17 protein-coding genes are annotated in these 18528 nt (G+C 70.0%); 9 read left to right on the top strand and 8 right to left on the bottom strand.

The window, feature by feature from the left end; genetic code table 11:
• Positions 1-93: 93 nt before the first annotated feature.
• Positions 94-3366, bottom strand: a complete 3273-nt coding sequence (locus IEY69_RS03660; RefSeq protein ID WP_189071754.1) for a UvrD-helicase domain-containing protein — start codon at positions 3364-3366, stop codon at positions 94-96.
• 119 nt (positions 3367-3485) lie between these two features.
• Here IEY69_RS03660 and mntE point away from each other — a divergent pair, with 119 nt between their 5' ends.
• From mntE to IEY69_RS03640, 4 genes are all read left to right on the top strand, one after another.
• The gene (gene mntE, locus IEY69_RS03655) at positions 3486-4409 is read left to right on the top strand and encodes a manganese efflux transporter MntE (protein WP_189071753.1); all 924 of its coding nucleotides are present in this window, start codon (positions 3486-3488) and stop codon (positions 4407-4409) included.
• Between the two features lie 159 nt (positions 4410-4568).
• Positions 4569-7601, top strand: a complete 3033-nt coding sequence (gene fdhF, locus IEY69_RS03650) for a formate dehydrogenase subunit alpha (RefSeq protein WP_229783613.1) — start codon at positions 4569-4571, stop codon at positions 7599-7601.
• A 28-nt stretch (positions 7602-7629) separates the two neighbouring features.
• Complete coding sequence (locus IEY69_RS03645; RefSeq protein ID WP_189071751.1) at positions 7630-8133, top strand: helical membrane plugin domain-containing protein; 504 nt, start codon at positions 7630-7632, stop codon at positions 8131-8133.
• Between the two features lie 35 nt (positions 8134-8168).
• Positions 8169-8954 (top strand): formate dehydrogenase accessory sulfurtransferase FdhD, encoded by a 786-nt coding sequence (locus IEY69_RS03640; RefSeq protein ID WP_189071750.1) that lies wholly within the window; start codon positions 8169-8171, stop codon positions 8952-8954.
• A gap of 46 nt (positions 8955-9000) precedes the next feature.
• Here the strand turns inward: IEY69_RS03640 and IEY69_RS03635 are convergent, their stop codons facing one another.
• From IEY69_RS03635 to IEY69_RS03625, 3 genes are read right to left on the bottom strand one after another with little or no spacing between them, the layout of a single operon-like run.
• Positions 9001-9531: a hypothetical protein gene (locus tag IEY69_RS03635; RefSeq protein ID WP_189071749.1), complete on the bottom strand. Its 531-nt coding sequence runs from the start codon at positions 9529-9531 to the stop codon at positions 9001-9003.
• A 16-nt stretch (positions 9532-9547) separates the two neighbouring features.
• A complete protein-coding gene (locus IEY69_RS03630) occupies positions 9548-10339 on the bottom strand; it encodes an alpha/beta fold hydrolase (protein WP_229783611.1) in 792 nt (263 codons plus the stop codon).
• A 59-nt stretch (positions 10340-10398) separates the two neighbouring features.
• The gene (locus IEY69_RS03625) at positions 10399-11748 is read right to left on the bottom strand and encodes an acyl-CoA dehydrogenase family protein (RefSeq protein ID WP_189071748.1); all 1350 of its coding nucleotides are present in this window, start codon (positions 11746-11748) and stop codon (positions 10399-10401) included.
• Positions 11749-11849: 101 nt separating this feature from the next.
• Between IEY69_RS03625 and IEY69_RS03620 the strand changes: the two genes are divergently transcribed.
• Complete coding sequence (locus IEY69_RS03620) at positions 11850-12368, top strand: hypothetical protein (protein ID WP_229783609.1); 519 nt, start codon at positions 11850-11852, stop codon at positions 12366-12368.
• Positions 12369-12443: 75 nt separating this feature from the next.
• Here the strand turns inward: IEY69_RS03620 and IEY69_RS03615 are convergent, their stop codons facing one another.
• Together IEY69_RS03615 and IEY69_RS03610 are read right to left on the bottom strand one after the other, a co-directional pair.
• The gene (locus IEY69_RS03615) at positions 12444-13904 is read right to left on the bottom strand and encodes a class-III pyridoxal-phosphate-dependent aminotransferase (protein WP_189071746.1); all 1461 of its coding nucleotides are present in this window, start codon (positions 13902-13904) and stop codon (positions 12444-12446) included.
• 183 nt (positions 13905-14087) lie between these two features.
• Positions 14088-14372, bottom strand: coding sequence for a rhodanese-like domain-containing protein (locus tag IEY69_RS03610; RefSeq protein ID WP_189071745.1), 285 nt, complete (start codon positions 14370-14372; stop codon positions 14088-14090).
• Positions 14373-14432: 60 nt separating this feature from the next.
• Between IEY69_RS03610 and IEY69_RS03605 the strand changes: the two genes are divergently transcribed.
• Positions 14433-14747 (top strand): rhodanese-like domain-containing protein, encoded by a 315-nt coding sequence (locus IEY69_RS03605; protein ID WP_229783607.1) that lies wholly within the window; start codon positions 14433-14435, stop codon positions 14745-14747.
• Positions 14747-15097 (top strand): metal-sulfur cluster assembly factor, encoded by a 351-nt coding sequence (locus IEY69_RS03600; protein ID WP_189071744.1) that lies wholly within the window; start codon positions 14747-14749, stop codon positions 15095-15097. The genes IEY69_RS03605 and IEY69_RS03600 overlap by 1 nt, the downstream gene beginning before the upstream one ends.
• A 53-nt stretch (positions 15098-15150) precedes the next feature.
• Here the strand turns inward: IEY69_RS03600 and IEY69_RS03595 are convergent, their stop codons facing one another.
• Positions 15151-15834, bottom strand: a complete 684-nt coding sequence (locus IEY69_RS03595) for a zinc metallopeptidase (protein WP_189071743.1) — start codon at positions 15832-15834, stop codon at positions 15151-15153.
• Between the two features lie 148 nt (positions 15835-15982).
• Positions 15983-16267, bottom strand: coding sequence for a stage V sporulation protein S (locus IEY69_RS03590; RefSeq protein ID WP_189072352.1), 285 nt, complete (start codon positions 16265-16267; stop codon positions 15983-15985).
• A 215-nt stretch (positions 16268-16482) separates the two neighbouring features.
• Between IEY69_RS03590 and IEY69_RS03585 the strand changes: the two genes are divergently transcribed.
• Complete coding sequence (locus tag IEY69_RS03585) at positions 16483-18177, top strand: PhoX family protein (RefSeq protein ID WP_189071742.1); 1695 nt, start codon at positions 16483-16485, stop codon at positions 18175-18177.
• Positions 18174-18506: a type 2 periplasmic-binding domain-containing protein gene (locus IEY69_RS03580; RefSeq protein WP_229783605.1), complete on the top strand. Its 333-nt coding sequence runs from the start codon at positions 18174-18176 to the stop codon at positions 18504-18506. The genes IEY69_RS03585 and IEY69_RS03580 overlap by 4 nt, the downstream gene beginning before the upstream one ends.
• The last annotated feature ends 22 nt before the right edge of the window (positions 18507-18528 follow it).

The following is an 18528-nucleotide window of genomic DNA, read 5'->3' as shown; positions in this document are numbered from 1 at the left end:
GAACGTGTGGCGGGGTGGTCGCTGACTCCGCAGCGTGTCCCCGCACGCTGCGTGCATCCACCAGGGACAGCGGGCGAGCGGCGGCCGTTGCATTCAGGCGGGGCTGAGGTTCGCGAACTTCACCAGAAGTTTTTTCACCCCAGCGGACGGGAAGTGCACGGTGACCTCCTGCCGGTCGCCGACGCCCGCGACGGCCAGCACCTGCCCCTCGCCGAACTTGGGGTGCCGGACCTTCTCGCCGCCCCGGAAGGCCATGCCGGCGGTCATGGGGCTGGTGTTCTTCACGGCGCTGGGCGCGGGCACGGTGGGGCGGTACTGTTTCCAGGTCTTGGCGCGGTACTCGATGACCTGCCCGTACGGGTCGATGGTGTCGAAGTGCCCCTCGATCTCCTCGAGGAAGCGGCTGTCCTCGGCGGCGTTCGTCTTGCCGAACTGCATGCGGTTCTGCGCGGCGGTCAGGAACAGGCGTTCCATGGCGCGGGTGATGCCCACGTAGAACAGTCGGCGTTCCTCCTCGATGCCCCCCGCCTCGACCAGCGCGCCCTTGCTGGGCAGCAGGCCCTCCTCGGTACCCACGATGAACACCACGGGGAACTCCAGGCCCTTGGCGTTGTGCATGGTCATCAGCGTGACGGCGTCCTCCGGGGCGCCCTTGTTCTCGGTCTTCGTGCGCATGTCGTCCACGCTGGACAGCAGGGCCGCGTCGTCCAGGAAGTCCGCGATGGTGCCCTCGTTCTCCTGCGCCCATTCCTGCGCGGCGTTGATGAGTTCATCGAGGTTCTCCATGCGCACCTGTCCTTCCTGTCCCTCCTGGCGCAGCAGGTCGAGGTACCCGCTGGTCTCGATCACGAAGCGCAGGAACGGGGCGGGCTCGTAGTTCTCGGCGGCGTCCGCCATGGCCTCCATCAGCGCGGCGAATTCCACGGGCCGGGCCGCGCCCCGGTCGAGGATGCGGGCCTGCTCGGCGTTCGCGCAGGCGGTCAGGACGCTGGTGCCGTTCGCACGTGCCCAGTCCATCAGTTTCACCATGGCCGTGTCGCCGATGCCGCGTTTGGGCCGCCCGATGATGCGCCGCAGCGCCACGTCGTCACTGGGGTTGATGGCCAGCCGGGCGTACGCGAGGATGTCCCTGATCTCCCGGCGGTCGTAGAAGCCCACGCCGCCCACGATCTTCGCGGGAATCTGCACGCGGCGCAGCGATTCCTCCAGCACGCGGGACTGGGCGTTCGTGCGGTACAGGATCGCCATCTCGCTGAACCGGCGGCCCTCCAGGCTGTGCAGGCGCGTGATCCACTCCGCGACGAAATCCCCCTCGGCGCGGTGGTCGGTGGCGCGGTGGAACACGACCGGGTGCCCGTCCTCCTTGACGGCCTTGAGGGTCTTGTCGAGCCGTTCGGCGTTGTTCTCGATCAACTTGTTCGCGATGGTCAGCACGCGGGCGCTGGAGCGGTAATTGTGTTCCAGCAGGTACACCTTCGCGTCGCGGTAGTCCTTCTGGAAATCCAGGATGTTCTGAATGTCCGCGCCGCGGAACTTGTAGATGCTGTTGTGCACGAGCAGGCCGCCTGCGAGGTACGTGTGGGTGGGTGTGACGGTCAGGTCGTACACCGGGCCGTCGTAGGGCCGCTGCTCGACGCGCGTGACCTCGACCTCGCGCAGTCCCTCGGTGCCGTCGGCCAGCATCCGCATGCCGGGGTGCAGGTGGGACAGGGGCGTGAAGGCGTACATGATCCCGCCGATCTGGGCCTTGCGCTGCAGTTCCAGGCCGCCGTCGCGCGCGATACGCCGCGCGTCTTCGAGCGCCTGGGGGTAGTCGCGGCGGCTGAGTTCCAGACGGTACCCGCCGCGCCCGTTGCTGCGGACGGGGTGCCCGGCGGCCATGAGTTTCTGCGCCACGTCAGCGCGGTTGCTGCTCCACTGGATGCGGTGGTAGCCGACCGTCCCGCCCCGGTGATCCTGGAACATGACGAGGTTCACGCTCTGGCGCCGCGCGCCGTTCTGGGGTCGGTGGTGCGGGAAGTCCGGGTGCAGGTGCAGGTCGGTCATGAGTCGGTGCGCGGCGGCTTCGGTGTCGAGTTCGCCGTACAGCTGCGCCAGTCGTGCCTCATCCATCGCGAGGTTGCGCCCCACACCGTGGAACAGTGCGGTGGGCAGGCCGTAGCGGGCGGCGTACAGCGCCTCCCAGTACGCGGCGTCCGCGCGGGAGTCGCACACGCGCAGCACCCAGACCCGGTCACCGTGTTCCTGGTTCAGCCGGACGCGGAAGCCGTAGTCGGTCTGACCCTCGCTGTTCTGGCGGGCGCCGATGGTCAGGCCGACGCGGTACCCGCGGTCCTCACGGTGCATCAGGTACACGTACCACTGGCCGGGCATGGGCAGGTGACGGGCCAGGACGATGTGGTGCGGCGTGCCGCTCAGGGTGTGCTCCCCGGCCTGGATGTGCCAGAGCGGCCCTGCGGAGTGGCCGCGCTTGACGTTTGTGACCTGCGTGGGCAGGCGGGTGCCGCGCGCGCCGACGCCACAGACGGTGTCGCCCACCTGGATGTCCTCGATGGGGCGCGGGCCGCCTGGCGTGCTGATGGGCGTGCCGGGCGGCAGGCACTGGTCGGGGTCGCCGACGACCAGCAGGTTGCGGTCGCGGCTGGCGAGCAGGCGGGTCAGTTCGTACTGGGCCTTGTTGGTGTCCTGGTACTCGTCCACGTGGATGAATTTTGCGCGGTTCTGCACGGCGTTCAGGACGGCCGGGACCTCCTGGAAGAGGCGGACGGTCTCGGTGATGAGGTCGCCGAAGTCGATGGCGTTCTGGCCCTTCTTGCGCTGTTCGTAGCGGCGGTAGACCTCGGCGGCGGCTTCGCGGGGGACGCCGCTGATGTACGGTTCGCCGCTGCGGGCGATCTGGTCGGGGGTGAGGAGGTTGCTCTTGGCGCGGTCGAGGATGCCGCGCAGGACGCGGGGGTTCGTGTCGGGGCCGATGCCGGGCACCGAGCCCATGACTTCCTTGAGGATGTCGAGCTGGTCGTCGTCGTCGTAGATGACGAAACCGCGCCTGAGACCGATGTGTTCGCCGTAGGCGCGCAGGATGCGCACGCCGGCGCTGTGGAAGGTGCTCATCCAGAGTTTGTCCGCGCCGCTGATGAGGTGGCCCGCGCGTTCTCGCATTTCGGCGGCGGCCTTGTTGGTGAAGGTCACGGCGAGGATCTCGCCGGGTTGCACGCCGTAGTGGCCGATCAGGTGGGCGATGCGGTAGATGAGGGTGCGGGTCTTGCCGCTGCCGGCGCCGGCGATGACCAGGGCCGGGCCGGTGTAGTGGTCGGCGGCCTGGGCCTGGGTGGGGTTGAGCTGGGCGAGGAGGTCGGGCGCGGTCACCGAATGAGTGTATCAGGCCGCGTTACGTTCCAGGCAGAATCAGTCGGGGTTGGTGCAGGGGTGGCTGTTCCCGGCGGGGGCACGACTTTCGCCGCGCCTAACCCTGCTACGCTCCGGCGGTGACGGTTCCCTCCGCCTCCCAGCAGTCCTCCCGGCGCGCCTCAAGGCTGGCGCTGGGCAGCATTCTCGTGGCCGTGGTGGTGCTGGGCCTGAAGTTCCTGGCGTACCTGCTCACGAACAGCGTGGCGCTGTACTCGGACGCGCTGGAGAGCATCATCAACGTCGCGGCGGCCGTCGCGGCGTTCGCGGCGCTGCGGGTCGCGGCCCGCCCGGCCGACGCGAACCACCCGTACGGGCACACGAAGGCCGAGTACTTCAGCGCCGTGGCCGAAGGCGTCCTGATCGTGCTCGCGGCGGTCGCGATCATGCGGGAGGCCGTGCCGGTCCTGATGAACCCGGTCGCCCCGGAGGGCGGCACGGGCCTCGTGGGCCTGGGCGTGAACCTGGGGGCCAGCACGCTGAACGCGCTGTGGGCGACGGTCCTGCTGCGGCACGGGCGGGCGCTGCGCTCCCCGGCGCTGCTCGCCGACGGGCGGCACGTGATGAGTGACGTGGTGACCAGCGTGGGCGTGCTGGTGGGCGTGCTGGCCGCGCGCCTGACGGGCCTGCACTGGCTGGACCCGCTGCTGGCCATCCTGGTAGCGCTGAACATCCTCTGGAGCGGCTGGCTTCTGGTGCGCGACAGTATCGGCGGGCTGATGGACGCCGCTGTGGATGGCGACACCGAGCGGCGCATCCGCGCGGCCATGAGCACGGCCGGGGCGGGCGCGCTGGAGATGCATGACCTGCGCACCCGGCACGCGGGCAGCATGACGTTCATCGAGTTCCACATGGTGGTGCCGGGCGACATGACGGTCACGGAGGCGCACGCGATCTGCGACCGGCTGGAGGACGCCATCCGGGCGGAGACGCCGGACAGTTCCATCAGCATTCACGTGGAACCGCAGGAGAAGGCCAAGCATCACGGCGTGCTGGTGCTGTAGTTCCGGCGCGGGGGGGGCGGTCACCGGTCCTCCCCTTCTTGAGCCCGGGATGAATCCTTCATGCAGGCTGGATGACGTGTGGGTCGGGGGTCCGCGCCTATACTCGCCAGTGAATCCGAGGGAGGGCGTATGGGGCACAGGGACGTAACGGGTGAGGACGTGATCCGGGCCACGGTGGGACCGACCCGCGCGGCACGTGGCGCGCAGGTGGCGGTCACGGTGGACGGCGTGGAGCGCGTGGCGTGGCTCGGCGAACCGCTGATCGAGGTGATCAACCGGGCGCAGGTCCCGCTGGCGCAGGTGTGCTACCACGAGCAGCTGGGACCGATCCAGTCGTGCGACACGTGCGCGGTCGAGATCGACGGCGTGGTGGGCCGCGCGTGCGGCACGCCGGTCCGGGCGGGCCTGACGGTGCGCACGCAGACGAACGCGGCCCGGGCGGCGCAGCGGGACGCGTACGACCGCGTGGTGGCGAACCACGACCTGTACTGCACGGTGTGCGACAACAACAACGGGAACTGCACGGTGCACAACACGCTGGGCGTGCTGGGCATCGACCATCAGACCCGGCCCTTCCAGCCCAAGGGCTTCCCGAAGGACGAGTCCAATCCCTTCTACCGTTATGACCCGGACCAGTGCATCCTGTGTGGCCGCTGCGTGGAGGCGTGTCAGAACGTGCAGGTGAACGAGACCCTGTCCATCAACTGGGAGGCCGAGCAGCCACGCGTGCTGTGGGACGGCGGCAAACCCATCGGCGAGAGCAGCTGCGTCAGCTGCGGGCACTGCATCACCGTGTGCCCCTGCAACGCGCTGCAGGAGAAGTCCATGCTGGGCGAGGCGGGGCTGTTCACGGGCATTCCACTGCCGGTCTGGAACGCCGCGATCGACGTGGTGAAGGGCGTGGAGGCCAGCAGCGGCCTGAAACCCATCATGAACGTGTCCGAGATCGAGTCCGCCGCCCGCGACCGCTACATCAAGAAGACGAAGACCGTGTGTACGTACTGCGGCGTGGGCTGCTCGTTCGACGTGTGGACCGACGAGCGGCACATCCTGAAGGTCGAGCCCGCGCACGGCCACGCGAACGGCATCAGCACCTGCGTGAAGGGCAAGTTCGGCTGGGACTACGTGAACAGCACGGACCGCCTGACCAGCCCCCTCATCCGTGACGGGGACCGCTTCCGGGAGGCGAGCTGGGATGAGGCGCTGGACCTGATCGCGTGGCGCTTCGGCGAGATCCGCGAGCAGCACGGCCCGGACGCGCTGGCGTTCGTGGCGAGCAGCAAGGCCAGCAACGAGGAAGCGTTCCTGGTGCAGAAGTTCGCGCGGCAGGTGATCGGCACGAACAACGTGGACAACTGCTCGCGGTACTGCCAGTCCCCGGCCAGCAAGGGCCTGTCCCTGACGGTCGGGATCGGCGGGGACAGCGGAACCATTCAGGACATCGAGAACGCCAGTCTGGTGATCACGGTGGGCAGCAATACCGCCGAGAGCCACCCGGTCCTCGCGACGCGCATCAAGCGATCGCAGAAGCTGGGCCGCACGCACGTGATCGTGTTCGACATCCGCGAGCATGAACTGGCGAGGCGCGCCGACGAGTTCCACCGCCCGAACCCGGGGACGGACTTCGTGTGGCTGGCGGCGGTCAGCAAGTTCATCCTCGACAATGGGCTGGAGGACCGGGACTTCCTTCGAGAGCGTGTCAGCGGCCTGGACGAGTTCCGCGAGTCGATCCGGGACTTCACGCTGGAGTACGCCGAACGGGAGACCGGCCTGAAGGCCGCGACGCTGGTGGCCCTGGCCCGCCAGATCGCCTCTCAGGAGCGGGTGTGCATCCTGTGGGCGATGGGCGTCACGCAGCAGTGCGGCGGCACGGACACCAGCGCCGCGATCAGCAACCTGCTGCTCATCACCGGGAACTACGGGCGGCTGGGCACCGGCGCGTACCCGCTGCGCGGGCACAACAACGTGCAGGGCGCGTCGGACATGGGCGCGCAGCCGGACGCGGTCAGCGGGTACCAGAAGATCGACGATCCACTTGCGGTGCAGCGCCACGAGCGCGAGTGGGGCGTGACCCTGCGGCCCGAACGTGGCCTGGACAACACGCAGATGATCGACGCGGCGCTGGACGGCCGCCTGAAGGCGCTGTGGCTGACCGGTGAGGAGATGAGCCTCACCGACGCGAACGCCAACCACCTGCAGGAAGGCTTCGAGGCGCTGGAGTTCCTGGTGGTGCAGGACCTGTACTTCACGAACACCGCGCGGTTCGCGGACGTGATCCTTCCGGCGGCGGCGTCGCTGGAGAAGGAGGGGACGTTCACGAACACCGAGCGGCGCATCCAGCGGCTGTACGAGGTCATGCCGCCCCTGAAGGGCACGAAACCCGACTGGCAGATCTACATGGGTGTCGCGGACCGCATGGGGTACCGCTGGGGGTACACGCATCCCGCCCAGATCATGGACGAGATCGCGCGCCTCACGCCTCACTTCGCCGGGGTGAGCTACGACCGCCTGGAGGGCTACGAGACGCTGTGCTGGCCGGTCGCGGAGGACGGCACGGATCAGCCGCTGCTGTACACCGAGCGCTTCAACTTCCCCGACGGGAAGGCCCGCCTGCACGCCGGGGAGTACCGCCCCCGCCAGCACGCGCCGGACGCGACGTTCGACCTGCACCTGAACAGCGGGCGCATGCTGGAGCACTTCCACGAGGGGAACATGACGTTCCGCGTGCCCGGCATCACCGAGAAGACCCCGGACTCGTTCGTGGAGGTCAGCCCGGAGCTGGCCGCCGAGCGCGGCATCCAGAGCGGGCAGTGGGTGCGGCTCGTCAGCGAGTACGGCGCGGTGCGCCTTCAGGCCCTCGTGACCGGGCGGGTCAGCGGGCATCAGCTGTTCGTGCCGATGAACGCCCGCAAGGCGGAGGACGCCGTGAACCGCCTGACCGGCTCGCACGGCGACGCGACCGTGAACACCCCGGCGTACAAGGACACCCGGGTGCGCCTGGAACTCCTGCATGACGTGGGCCCGAACCCGCTGCCCGCGTCGAATCCCCGCTGGGGCCACCCCACGCCGCAGGCGGGCGTGGAGGTCGAGCGCAAGTGGGCGCGGCCCGACTACGTGTTCCCCGGCGGGCTGCTGCCCCTGCACGGCGACAGTCTGAACGCCCGCACCGACGGGCTGGGCGCCGATGACTGACCGCACCACCCCTGGAAAGGAGTCCTGAATGGCGAAACCACTCGAATTCACGCCGCGCACGCCCACCCCGCAGGAACAGCTGCACGCCGAGGTCTCGGACTCCACCGAGGCGCTGCTCGCGGGCCTGCACCTGCTGCGGCAGCTGCACGAGCACGGCGTGCTGGACGTCGCGCAGAAGACGGTGCGGGGCGGCGAGGGCCTCACGGCGTCCCTGCTGCACATCCTGGGCGGGCAGAGCGGCACGACCCTGCTGCGCAACGTCACCGAACTGGGCCGCACCCTGTCCGAACTCGATCCTGGCGAGGTGAGCGTGCTGGGCCACGCCGTCACGGTGGGCGTCCACGAGGGCGCGCGGCACGTGGCCGCCGGGAAGGGCCTGGGCCTGGGCGACCTGCTGGGCCTGCTGAAGGACCGCGACGTGCAGGTGGGCCTGGGCGCCATCCTGGCGCTGCTGGGCGGCGTGGGCCGCGCCCTGCGCGAGGCGAGTGGCGAGCTGCCGCAGACCGCCAACCAGTCCGAGGTGGACCGCTGAAGCGAACGGACGGACCGGATCACGGGGAGGCGGTCGTGGGCCTCCCCGTCCAGTTGATCAGCGGCGCCACTCGCGCAGAGCGGGTGGACCGGGTGGCGGTCGAGGAACCGCTGGAACTGCGCCTGAGCACGCCGGGCGGCCCGGTGCCGCTGGGCGTCCTGATGCGCACGCCCGGCGACGACCGCGCCCTGCTGCTGGGCTGGCTGGTGTCCGAGGGGCTGCTCCCGGACGAGTTCACGCTGCACGTGGACCCGGAGAACGGGAACGTGTGGCACCTGATGACCCCGGACGCCACGCGGCTGGCGGCGGGGGCGCGGCTGGCCGTGTCGTCCAGTGCGTGCGGGGTGTGCGGATCCGGCAGCGTCGAGCGGCTCGTGGCGCGCGCCTCTCCCCCATCCTGGACGGCGGGACCCCTGCCCGCGGCGTGGCTGGCGTCACTGCCCGACCGGCTGGGCGAGCAACAGCCGGGTTTCCACGCCACGGGCGGTCTGCACGGCGCGGCCCTGTTTCACGCGGGCGGGGCGCGAGTGGCCGCGTTCGAGGACGTGGGTCGGCACAACGCCGTGGACAAGCTGATCGGCGCGTGCGTCGCGGCCCTGCCGCTGACCGATCACGTGCTGGTGGTCAGCAGCCGCGCGGGCTTCGAGATCGTGCAGAAGGCCGTCACCGCCGGGATCGGCGTGGTGGTGACGGTCGGCGCGGCCACCAGTCTGGCCGTGGACACGGCGGCCGCGTTCGGCGTGACCCTGTGCGGCTTCGCGCGGGGGGACCGGCTCACGGTGTACGCCGCTCCGCAGCGGATCGCGGCCGGCGAGGGGTGAAGGGGCGAAGAAGGGTGCCTGAGCCCGCTGAACCCTCCGCGCGGGGTCAGAACGGGAAGAAGGGCAGGGTGCCCGGCGTGGTCGGGGAGGTCGCGTACAGGCTGTCCGCGCGGGGCTTGAGGTGGTGCATGTGGTCAAGGCCGCGCAGTGGGCCGAGCCGACAGTCGGGACCGAGACCTGTTCCCTGGTCCGTGCAGGTCACCTCGTGCGGGGTGCCGTCCAGGGTGCGGTGGGTGCCGGTGGTCAGCTGGGCGACCGGAAAGATGTTGGCGCGTGCGAACGCGGCCTGCAGTGCGGGCTCGCTCCGGAAGGCGGTCAGGGTCGTGCCGCGCCCGGCCAGGAACCGCGCGAGGGCCTGCTCTCGGTTGTCGTCCCCGTCGTTCGGCAGGAGGACACTGACGGGGCCGGTTGTGGCAGCCAGGGTGGGCTGCATGGCGCGGCACATGACGTCGCTGCGGGCGCGGGCGCAGGACCGGACGTAGTCGCGCGCGTCGGTCGGGGAGTACAGGTCCAGCCCGCCCGGGTCACAGCCGGTCAGGAGGGGGGTCAGGATCAGCAGGAGCAGGCGGCGGGGCATGCCGCAGCGTACCGGGTCAGGGAAGTCCGGCGAGGAAGGTCTGGACGGCGTTCACGATGTCCTGCTCGGCCTGGGCGCGGTTCACGCTGGGCTGCCCGTCCCCTCGCTGCGGGCCGTAGCGGCCGAAGAAGGCGTGAACGGCGCCTGGAATGACGGTCAGGGTGGTGTCGGGGGGCAGGCGGCTGAGGCCGTCCCGCACGGCGTCCGGGGTGGCCACCCGGTCCTGCTCGGCCAGCAGGGACAACGCGGGGAGGCGCTGGGAGGTCAGGTTGACGTTCCCGGCGGGGTACGCGGCCATCAGGATCAGGCCCGCCACGCTTCCTTCGTGGCGGGCGGCGTACTGCGCGGCCATCGCGCCTCCCAGCGAGTGACCGGCGATCACCACGCGCTTCCCGCTGCCGTACGTGGCGATCAGGGTGTCGGCGCGGTTGGCGGCGGTGACGGCCAGGTCCAGCGGGAACGCGGGAATAACCGTCTCGGTGCCCTGCGCGGCCAGGGCGCGGCCCAGCCATTCGTACGCCTGCGGGCGCACCAGCCCGCCGGGGTAGAGGATCAGCAGCGTGCGCGCCTCGCCGCCGGGGGGCCGGATCCGCAGCACGGGTCCGCCCGCCTGCTCCAGCGTGACGCGGGCCGCGCGGCTCTGCGGGGTGCTGACGGCGTCCTGCCCCACGACCAGCGGGGGCCGAAGGATGACCTGCTGTCCGGTCGCGATCAGGTACCCCCCGACCAGCGAAAGGCCCGCCACCACCCACGTTCGGGCGCGGGGTGAGAGGCGGGCGGCTTTTCGGGGGGCGGGCGTGCGGTTCACGCGCGCAGCATACGGACGGGTCGGCGCGTGGACCGCTTCAATTCACACCGGACCGGCGGTCACACGAAGGCGCTGAGGCCGGTGATGGCGCGGCCCACGACCAGGGTGTTGATCTCGTTGGTGCCCTCGTAGGAGTAGATGGCCTCGGTGTCCGCGAAGTGCTTGGCGACGCCGTACTCGAGGAGGATGCCGTTCCCGCCGAAGGTCTCGCGGGCCAGGGCGACGGTCTCGCGGCAGCGGGCGGCGGTGACGACCTTGGCCAGCGCGGCGTGCTCGTCGCGCATGTGACCCTCGTCGGCCAGCTGGCTCAGGCGCAGGCAGAGGGTCAGCATGCCCGTCACGTTGCCCAGCATGTGTACGAGGTGGTTCTGGATGAGCTGGAATTCCCCGATGCGTTTACCGAACTGCTCGCGGGTCTGCGCGTACGCGAGGGCCAGTTCGTACGCGCCCATGGCGCACCCGACGCCCTGCCACGCGACGCCCGCGCGGGTGAGTTTCAGCACCTCGGCCGTCGTGCGCCAGCCGCGCACGTTCTGCAGGCGGTCGCGGTCCGGGACGGCGCAGTCGTCCAGGGTGATCAGGCCGTTCTCGACGATGCGCAGCGCGGTCTTCCCCTGGATCTTCTCGACGTGGTAGCCGGGGGTGCCCGCGCGGACGATGAACCCGCGCACCTCGCCGGTGTCCTCATCGCGCGCCCAGATGACGGTGAAGTCGCTGAACGTGCTGTTCCCGATCCATTTCTTCTGCCCGCGCAGGATCCAGCGGTCGCCGTCGCGGCGGCACGTGGTGCGCATGCCCTGACTGACCTGACTGCCGCCCTCGGGCTCGGTCAGGCCGAACGCGCCGATCACGTCCAGGTCCAGCATCCTCGGGAGCCATTCGGCCTTCTGCTCGTCGCTGCCGCCCAGCGCGATGGACGCGAACGCCAGGCCCGCGTGCACCCCGAAGAACACGGCGGTGCTGACGTCCACCCGGCAGGCCTCCAGCGTGATCAGTCCCTCGAGGACCGTCGCGTTGGGTGTGCGGGTGCCGTCCTCGTTCCAGATGCGGCGCAGCAGGTCCAGCTCCCGCAGCGGCGCGATCAGGTGGCGGGGGAACTCGTCGCGGTTCCAGTACTCGTTCATGATCGGCGCGACGTGCCCATGCATGAAGGCGCGCACGTCGGCCGCCGTCTGCCGCTCGTCGGGGCTCAGGGTGCCCATCAGGCCCAGGAAATCTCCGTCCGGCGCGGGCAGGTCGGCAGGAGCGTCGGGCGGGCTGCCCAGCATGCGGGTCAGCTGGCCCAGCTGCCGGTCGTTCAGGCGGGACGCGGCGCCCAGCAGGGCCGGGAGGTCCACGCGCTGACTGAGGGTGGCGAGTGCCTTCAGGTCCAGCCCCGCGAGGAGCGCGGTCGGGTCGGTGGGGGTCATGATTCCTTGTATCGCGTCCGGGTGGGGGCGGACTGCATCAGGCGGCCCGGTTCCGGTTCACGTCACCTTCACGGATGGTCCGCGCGCCGTACGATGCGGGCGTGCCCTCCCCCGCCACCGAACGCCCCACCCGGCCCCTCCCGCAGAAACCGGCGGGGCACGTCGAACTGGCCCGGTACTCCAGCCTGGGGCGGCTGTGGGCGCTGCTGGGCGGCGCGGCCCGCGCGGGGCGGCAGGTGACGCTGGTGCGCGGGGACAGCCCGGACCTGTGCCGCCGCCGCGTGAGCGGGTACGTGCTGCCCGGCGCCGGAATCTTCCTGGACGTCACTCGCACGGCCCGGCACCTGGAGGACGGGTTCGCGCCGCACCCGGCGCTGGTGGCGCTGCTGGCGGGTGAGACGGAACCGCTGCGGGCCGAGCTGAACGCCCACTACGAGTTGCGGGTGGATTTCACGCTGGCGCTGACGGCCGCGCGGGACCTGATCTGCCGCCCGGAGCTGCGGTTCGTGCCGATCGTGCCGGGCCTGAGTGAACTGCCGGGCGACCTCGCGCTGGAGGTCCGGCGCCTGGGGCGGGACGAACTGCACCTGCTCGTGCAGCGCGCCTGCGGCCTCGCCTGATCGGCCGCAGACCAGCAGACAGGCCGCACTCCCGGAGGTCACTCACGGAGGCGCGGCCTGTCTGAGTGCTGGTGGTCAGCCGTCGCTGGGGGTGCGTTTCTTGGGTTTGCTGGCCGCGAACGCCGCCAGTCGCGCGGTGACCTGCGGGGGCGTGCTGGTCAGCAGGTGCCGCGCGCTGGGGTGCGTCTGCGCGAAGGCCTCCACCCGGTCAAGCATGGTGGTGAACACGTCGTGCGGCATGTCCAGCGCCGGGGTCAGGCGCACGGTGCGTTTGCTGCTCAGCGACAGGTTCGCCATGACGCCCCCCTGGTGCAGTTCACGCAGCGCGAGGATCGCGGTGGCCTCGAACACCAGTTCCTTCAACACGCCGGGCAGCGGCACGCCCACCATGGGGCGGAACTGCAGCGCGAACAGCAGACCCTGGCCGCGCACGGCTTCGAGCAGGTTCGGGAAGCGCGCCTGCACCCGCTGGAGCCGCGCGAGGCCCTCCTCGCCCAGCGCGGTGCTGCGGGCCGGGAGGTCGTTCTCGATGAGGTACTCGAGGCTCCTGAGGCCGACCGCCATGGCGAGCGCACCGCCGCCGAAGGTGTTGCTGTGTCGTTTGCTGCTCAGGCCGCCCAGCATCTTCTTGAAGATGGGCGCGCGGACGATGGTGGCGCCAACGGCGGTCATGCCCCCGCCCAGCGGTTTGGCCAGGGTGACGATGTCAGCATCCAGACCCTGCGCGGCGGATTCGAACCAGTGCCCGGTGCGGCCCAGGCCGGTCTGGATCTCGTCCGCGATGACGGGAATGCCGTGCCTTCGGCATAGTTCCCCGACGCCGCGCAGGAATCCGGCAGGCGGGATGTTCACGCCGCCCTCGCCCTGGATGGGTTCCACGACCACGCACGTCACGTTGTCCGCGCCGACCCGGCGGATCAGGCGGGTCAGGGCGTCCAGGTCCCCGTACGGGCTGGTCAGCGCGCCGGGAATCAGCGGGCGGAAGATGTCCTGGTACTCGGGGTTCGGCGTGAGGCTGAGGCTGCCGAGCGTCTTGCCGTGGTAGCCGCTGGCGAACGAGATCTGGTACTTCGCCTTCGGGCGCCACGCCTTGGCGAACTTCAGGGCGCCCTCGATGGCCTCGGTGCCGCTGGAGCAGAAGAACACCTGACTGTCCGCGTGGCTGGGCAGTTCCCGCGCGAGCAGCGCCACGAGGTTCGCCTGCAGCGCCGCGCGCCACGGTCCGGTGGACTGCTGAGGCAGCCCCATCGCGCGGTTTTTGCGGAGGAATTCGTGCATGAAGTCGGTGATGACGGGGGGCATCTCGCCGAAGGGCGTCGCGGCGTACCCGCTGGCGTTGATGCGGCGCACGCCACGCTCGTCCTCCAGTTCCCAGGGGGTCACGCGGGAGAACGGCCCGGCGAGGCCCAGCACGTCCAGACCGTAGAGGAGTTCCTCGTTGCCGTACTTCAGTTCCAGGCGGCGGACGTCCGCGCCGCTCAGGCGCTCGTCGAGCACGTCACGGGTCGAGATGAAACCGGGGGGCAGGGCACTCATGACGGTCAGTCTAGAGCCCCCCAGCGTGAAAGGCGTCCCCGCCGGGTCAGCTGGACTGCGATGAACTGGGTTGAGCACGCCGGTCAATCCGAGCGGATGCGCGTGGGAGGGGCGAGGATTCCGGGCGTGGAGTGGGCAGATCGGTCATGTCCTCATCTGCGGACGAACCAGACGGAATCCGGATCAGGTGCCGTTCACCGCGGCTTTCAGCGCGGGCACGCCTCCGGGGTACGCCCGCGCGTCCAGCCCGTCCGCCAACAGGTAGCGGGCAGCCAGACCGGAGCGCACGCCGCGCTCGCAGATCACGATCAGCGGGCCCAGGTCCGGGGTCAGGCCGTGCGCGCCGTCCTCGATGGTCTGGAGGCTCACGGCGCGCACGGGCAGCGCGGTCAGCCCGGCCAGCGGTTCGGCGGCGCGCAGGTCCTCCGGGCGCAGGTCGATGACGGTGGCACCTTCGGGCAGGGTCATGCGCGCAGGATACGCGCACGCGGCACATTCCGACCCGTGCGCTCGGGTATGCTGGGCCGCATGGAAGAAGTCACCCCACAGGAAGGGCAGCGCCGCGTGCAGCAGGGCGCGCTGCTCGTGGACGTCCGCGAGCAGAACGAATTCGACGAGGTGCACGCCGAGGGCGCGCAGCTGATCCCCCTGAGCGAGTTCGAGGCCCGCTATGCGGAACTCCCGAAGGACCGTGAACTGGTCATGATCTGCCGCAGTGGCGCGCGCAGCGCCCGCGCGGGCGAGTTCCTGAAGGCGCAGGGGTACGATTCGGTCGTGAACCTCGCGGGCGGCACGATGGCGTGGGTGCAGGACGGGCTGCCCAGCGTGCAGGGCGGGAACTGATGACCGCGCCCGAGAACGTGCCCACCCCGGCGGGCCTGCCCAGCGAGGCGCAGGTGCTGGAGGCCCTGAAGGTCGTGAAGGACCCGGAAATCCCGGTGAACGTGGTGGACTTAGGTCTGATCTACGGCGTCGAGGTGCAGGAGTCCGGCGTGGTGGAGATCACCATGACCCTGACCAGCGTGGGCTGCCCGGTGCAGGACCTGATCCGCAGCGACGCGGAGCTCGCCGTGGGCCGCCTGGACGGCGTCAGCGAGGTGAACGTGGAGTTCGTGTGGACGCCACCATGGGGTCCGGACAAGATGACCGAGGACGGCAAGCGCCAGATGCGCATGTTCGGCTTCAACGTCTGAATCCAGCCTGAAAAAACCGCCCCGGCCTTGGCTGGGGCGGTTTACTCGTGCGTTCAGGCGCTGTTGCGGGCGATGCTGAAGATGTTCAGGAACTGCGCGAGGGCCATGGCGAAGCCCGCGACGTAGGTCAGAGCGGCAGCGGTCAGGACGCTGCGGGCGCCGCTGGTGGCCTCGGGGCTGCCGCTCAGTCCCGTCTGATTCAGGTAGGCCAGGGCGCGGCGGCTGGCGTCGAATTCGACGGGCAGCGTGACCAGGTGGAACAGCAGGGCCGCGCCGAACAGGACGACGCCCAGCCACAGCAGGCCGGTCAGTTGCAGGAAGATCCCGGCCATGACGAGCAGCGGCGCGAGGTTCATGCCGAGGCTCAGCGGGACGGCCATGCGGCCGCGGGCGACCAGCGCGGGCATGCGGACGCGGTCCTGGATGGCGTGCCCGACCTCGTGCGCGGCGATGGCCATGGCAGCGACGCTGGGGACGCTGTACACGCCCTCGCTGAGGTTGATGGTCTTGCGCAGCGGGTCGTAGTGGTCGCTGAGGTTGCCGCGGACGGCGTTCACGGGGACGTGCCCGAGTCCGTTGGCGTCGAGCATCATGCGGGCGACCTGCTCGCCGGTGAGGTTGCGGGGGTTGCGCACGCCGCTCCAGCGGCGGTAGGTGCGGGTCAGTGAGCCCTGGATGACGAGGGACGCGACCAGGATGATCAGGATCAGGGGGGTGTAGGGGCCGAGGAATTCCATGTCAGACTGCCTCCTGCTCATATCTTAGTGCAACAGACTCAGGTTTTATGAAATCCCGTCGATCTGGTCTTGAGGCAAGCACCGCGCCAGACATCAGATGAGCGGCGCGGACCAGCCTGAACCGGTCCGCGCCGCTTTGGGGGTCTTGTCAGCTCTGAGTGGTCACCGGAGCCGGTATGCCCTGCACGAAGAAGCGCACGGCGGTGCGTTCCTCCTCGTGCACGTCGAGCTTCACGAATTCCGGCTGGGTGTACAGATCCAGGCGGTCCCCCACCAGATACCCGCGGGCGATGGCGAGGGCCTTGACCGCCTGATTGACGGCCGCCGGACCGATCGCCTGAATTTCCACCTGACCCTGCGAACGCAGGAGGGCGGCGATAGCACCGGCGATGGCATTGGGGCGGGAAGTGCCGGACACGCGCAGGGTTTCCAAAGTCATGCTCCTTTCCGACCTGCCGCCCCGAAGGGCAGAGGTTGAAACAGTTTCATATTAAGCGTGGCAGAACCGATGGCGCACGACAAATGCGTCAAACTGGCCTGCACCCCCCTTCCGGGGGGACTGCCGCGGCAACCATACCCGCGGCCGCCTGACAGGCACCTGACACCGAATTGACCCTCACGTCACACAGGGGCGGCATCCTTCGGCGCATGACACAGGACACGGGCACCGCCAGCTTCTGGCACCGACTGCTGGACACCAGACTCACCCGCCGCAGCGCACTGGGCAGCGCCGCCGCCACCGCCGCCGCGATCACCCTGCCCCTGACCATCAGCGAGGCCGACGCCGTGAACAACGGCGGCCCCAGCACCGTGGACCCAAAGACCGTGAAACCCCAGACGGTCGCCCCGTTCCGCGCGATTCCCACCGGGAACGCCGACGCCCTGACCCTGCCCGCCGGATTCCGCTACCAGGTGCTGGCCCCCTGGGGTGAAACCTTCACCGACGCCGGGCGCGAGATCGGCTTCAACCACGATTACATCGGTTTCTTCCCCATCGACATGCTCGAGGGTGGCCAGAGCAGCACGGACGCGCTGCTGACCATCAACCACGAGTACGTGAACGCCCTGTTCGTCGGCGGCGATACGAAGAACCGCACGCCCGGCCAGATCAGGGCCGAGATGGAAGCCATGGGCGTCAGCGTGGTGCACGTGCGCAGGGAAGGCGGCAAGTGGGCCATCGTGCCTGACCCCCGGAACCGCCGCATCGACGCGCTGACGGACATCGAACTGACCGGCCCGGCGCGCGGATCGGCCGCCGTGAAGGGCGCCACGATGGTCAAGGGCACCGTCGGCAACTGCTCGGGCGGACAGACCCCCTGGGGCACCCTCCTGACCTGCGAGGAGAACGTGGACGGCTACACCAAGGCCTGGGCCGGCAGCGGGTACGAGGCCATGCACCAGGGCTGGGTGACCGAGATCGACCCCTTCGACCCCAGGTCCACCCCGAAGAAGCGCACCGCGATGGGCCGCTTCCGGCACGAGAACGTCGCCGTGACCGTCGCCGCCGACGGCCGCGTCGTGGGCTACATGGGCGACGACATGCAGGACTCCTGCGTGTACAAGTTCGTGTCGCGCGGCAAGTACGACCCGAAAGACCGCGCCTCGAACCTGAAGCTGCTGGAAGACGGCGACCTGTATGTGGCGAACTTCGGCAACGGCAGCTGGGTGCTGCTGGACTACGACCGCAACAAGAAACTGCAGGAAGCCAAGGGCGCCGACGGCAAGGCCCTGTTCGCCAGTCAGGCGGACGTGCTCGCCGACGCCCGCGCCAGCGCTCTGGCGGTGGGCGGCACCCCGGTCGACCGCCCGGAGGACATCGAGATCCACCCCCGCACCGGCGAGGTGTACGTCGCCCTGACGAACAACAGCAAGCACGGCAACTACTTCGGGCAGATCATCAAGTTCCGCGAAGCGGGGGACGACTGGACCGCGCAGACGTTCCTGTGGGAGGTGTTCGCCGTGGGCGGCCCGCAGAGCGGCTTCGCCAGCCCCGACAACCTCGTGTTCGACCCGTACGGGAACCTGTGGATGGTCACGGACAACAGCGACCTGAGCACCAACCCCATCAAGGGTTTCCACGGGAACAACGCCATGTTCTTCTTCCCCACCGAGGGACCCAACGCCGGGAAGGCGTACCGCTTCGCGATCGGCCCGGTGGACGCCGAGATGACCGGCCCCGTCTGGTCGCCCGACGGCAAGACGCTGTTCCTGGCGATCCAGCACCCCGGCGAGGACAGCGAGAGCCTCGACAAGCTCCGCTCGAACTTCGCCGCGAAGGCCGGCAGCAACGTCCCGCGCCCCACGCTGGTCGCCATCGAGGGCTTCCCCGGATGGCGCGCGTGACCGCAGCTGGCCTGCCCCCCGTGAAGGCCCCCTGGATCGTCGGTCGTCCCGCGCTGCTGGAACACGCCGCCGCCGACTACCTGAACGAACTGGCCCGCCAGCGCCCCTGGACCCGCGCACGCGCCGAGGACCTGCTGGACAGCCTGGAAGCACACCTGGGCGAACCGGCGCCGCTGCTGGCCTACACCCGCCTGACCGGCGAGGCGTGGCTGCGCACCCTGCCCGAGCAGGAGCGCACGGAGGCCGCCGACCTGCTGAGCGACTTCCGCGCGTACCTGCGCGACTGGGGCTGGCTGGACCACGCCCGCCCGGTCAATCAGCCCGACTGACCCGGACCCTGGACACGAGCGC

It is taken from the genome of Deinococcus sedimenti (assembly GCF_014648135.1).
GTDB lineage: Bacteria > Deinococcota > Deinococci > Deinococcales > Deinococcaceae > Deinococcus > Deinococcus sedimenti.
Note: the sequence above shows the minus strand (reverse complement) of the source record. Positions and strands in the feature narration are given on the sequence as shown.

Excerpts from the sequence above, each read along its gene's own strand:
- IEY69_RS03610 (WP_189071745.1), bottom strand. The coding sequence starts at position 14,372 with ATGACCCTGCCCGAAGGTGCCACCGTCATCGACCTGCGCCCGGAGGAC.
- IEY69_RS03595 (WP_189071743.1), bottom strand. The coding sequence starts at position 15,834 with ATGGAATTCCTCGGCCCCTACACCCCCCTGATCCTGATCATCCTGGTC.
- IEY69_RS03615 (WP_189071746.1), bottom strand. The coding sequence starts at position 13,904 with ATGAGTGCCCTGCCCCCCGGTTTCATCTCGACCCGTGACGTGCTCGAC.
- IEY69_RS03585 (WP_189071742.1), top strand. The coding sequence starts at position 16,483 with ATGACACAGGACACGGGCACCGCCAGCTTCTGGCACCGACTGCTGGAC.
- IEY69_RS03635 (WP_189071749.1), bottom strand. The coding sequence starts at position 9,531 with ATGCCCCGCCGCCTGCTCCTGCTGATCCTGACCCCCCTCCTGACCGGC.
- IEY69_RS03605 (WP_229783607.1), top strand. The coding sequence starts at position 14,433 with ATGGAAGAAGTCACCCCACAGGAAGGGCAGCGCCGCGTGCAGCAGGGC.
- IEY69_RS03600 (WP_189071744.1), top strand. The coding sequence starts at position 14,747 with ATGACCGCGCCCGAGAACGTGCCCACCCCGGCGGGCCTGCCCAGCGAG.
- IEY69_RS03625 (WP_189071748.1), bottom strand. The coding sequence starts at position 11,748 with ATGACCCCCACCGACCCGACCGCGCTCCTCGCGGGGCTGGACCTGAAG.
- IEY69_RS03645 (WP_189071751.1), top strand. The coding sequence starts at position 7,630 with ATGGCGAAACCACTCGAATTCACGCCGCGCACGCCCACCCCGCAGGAA.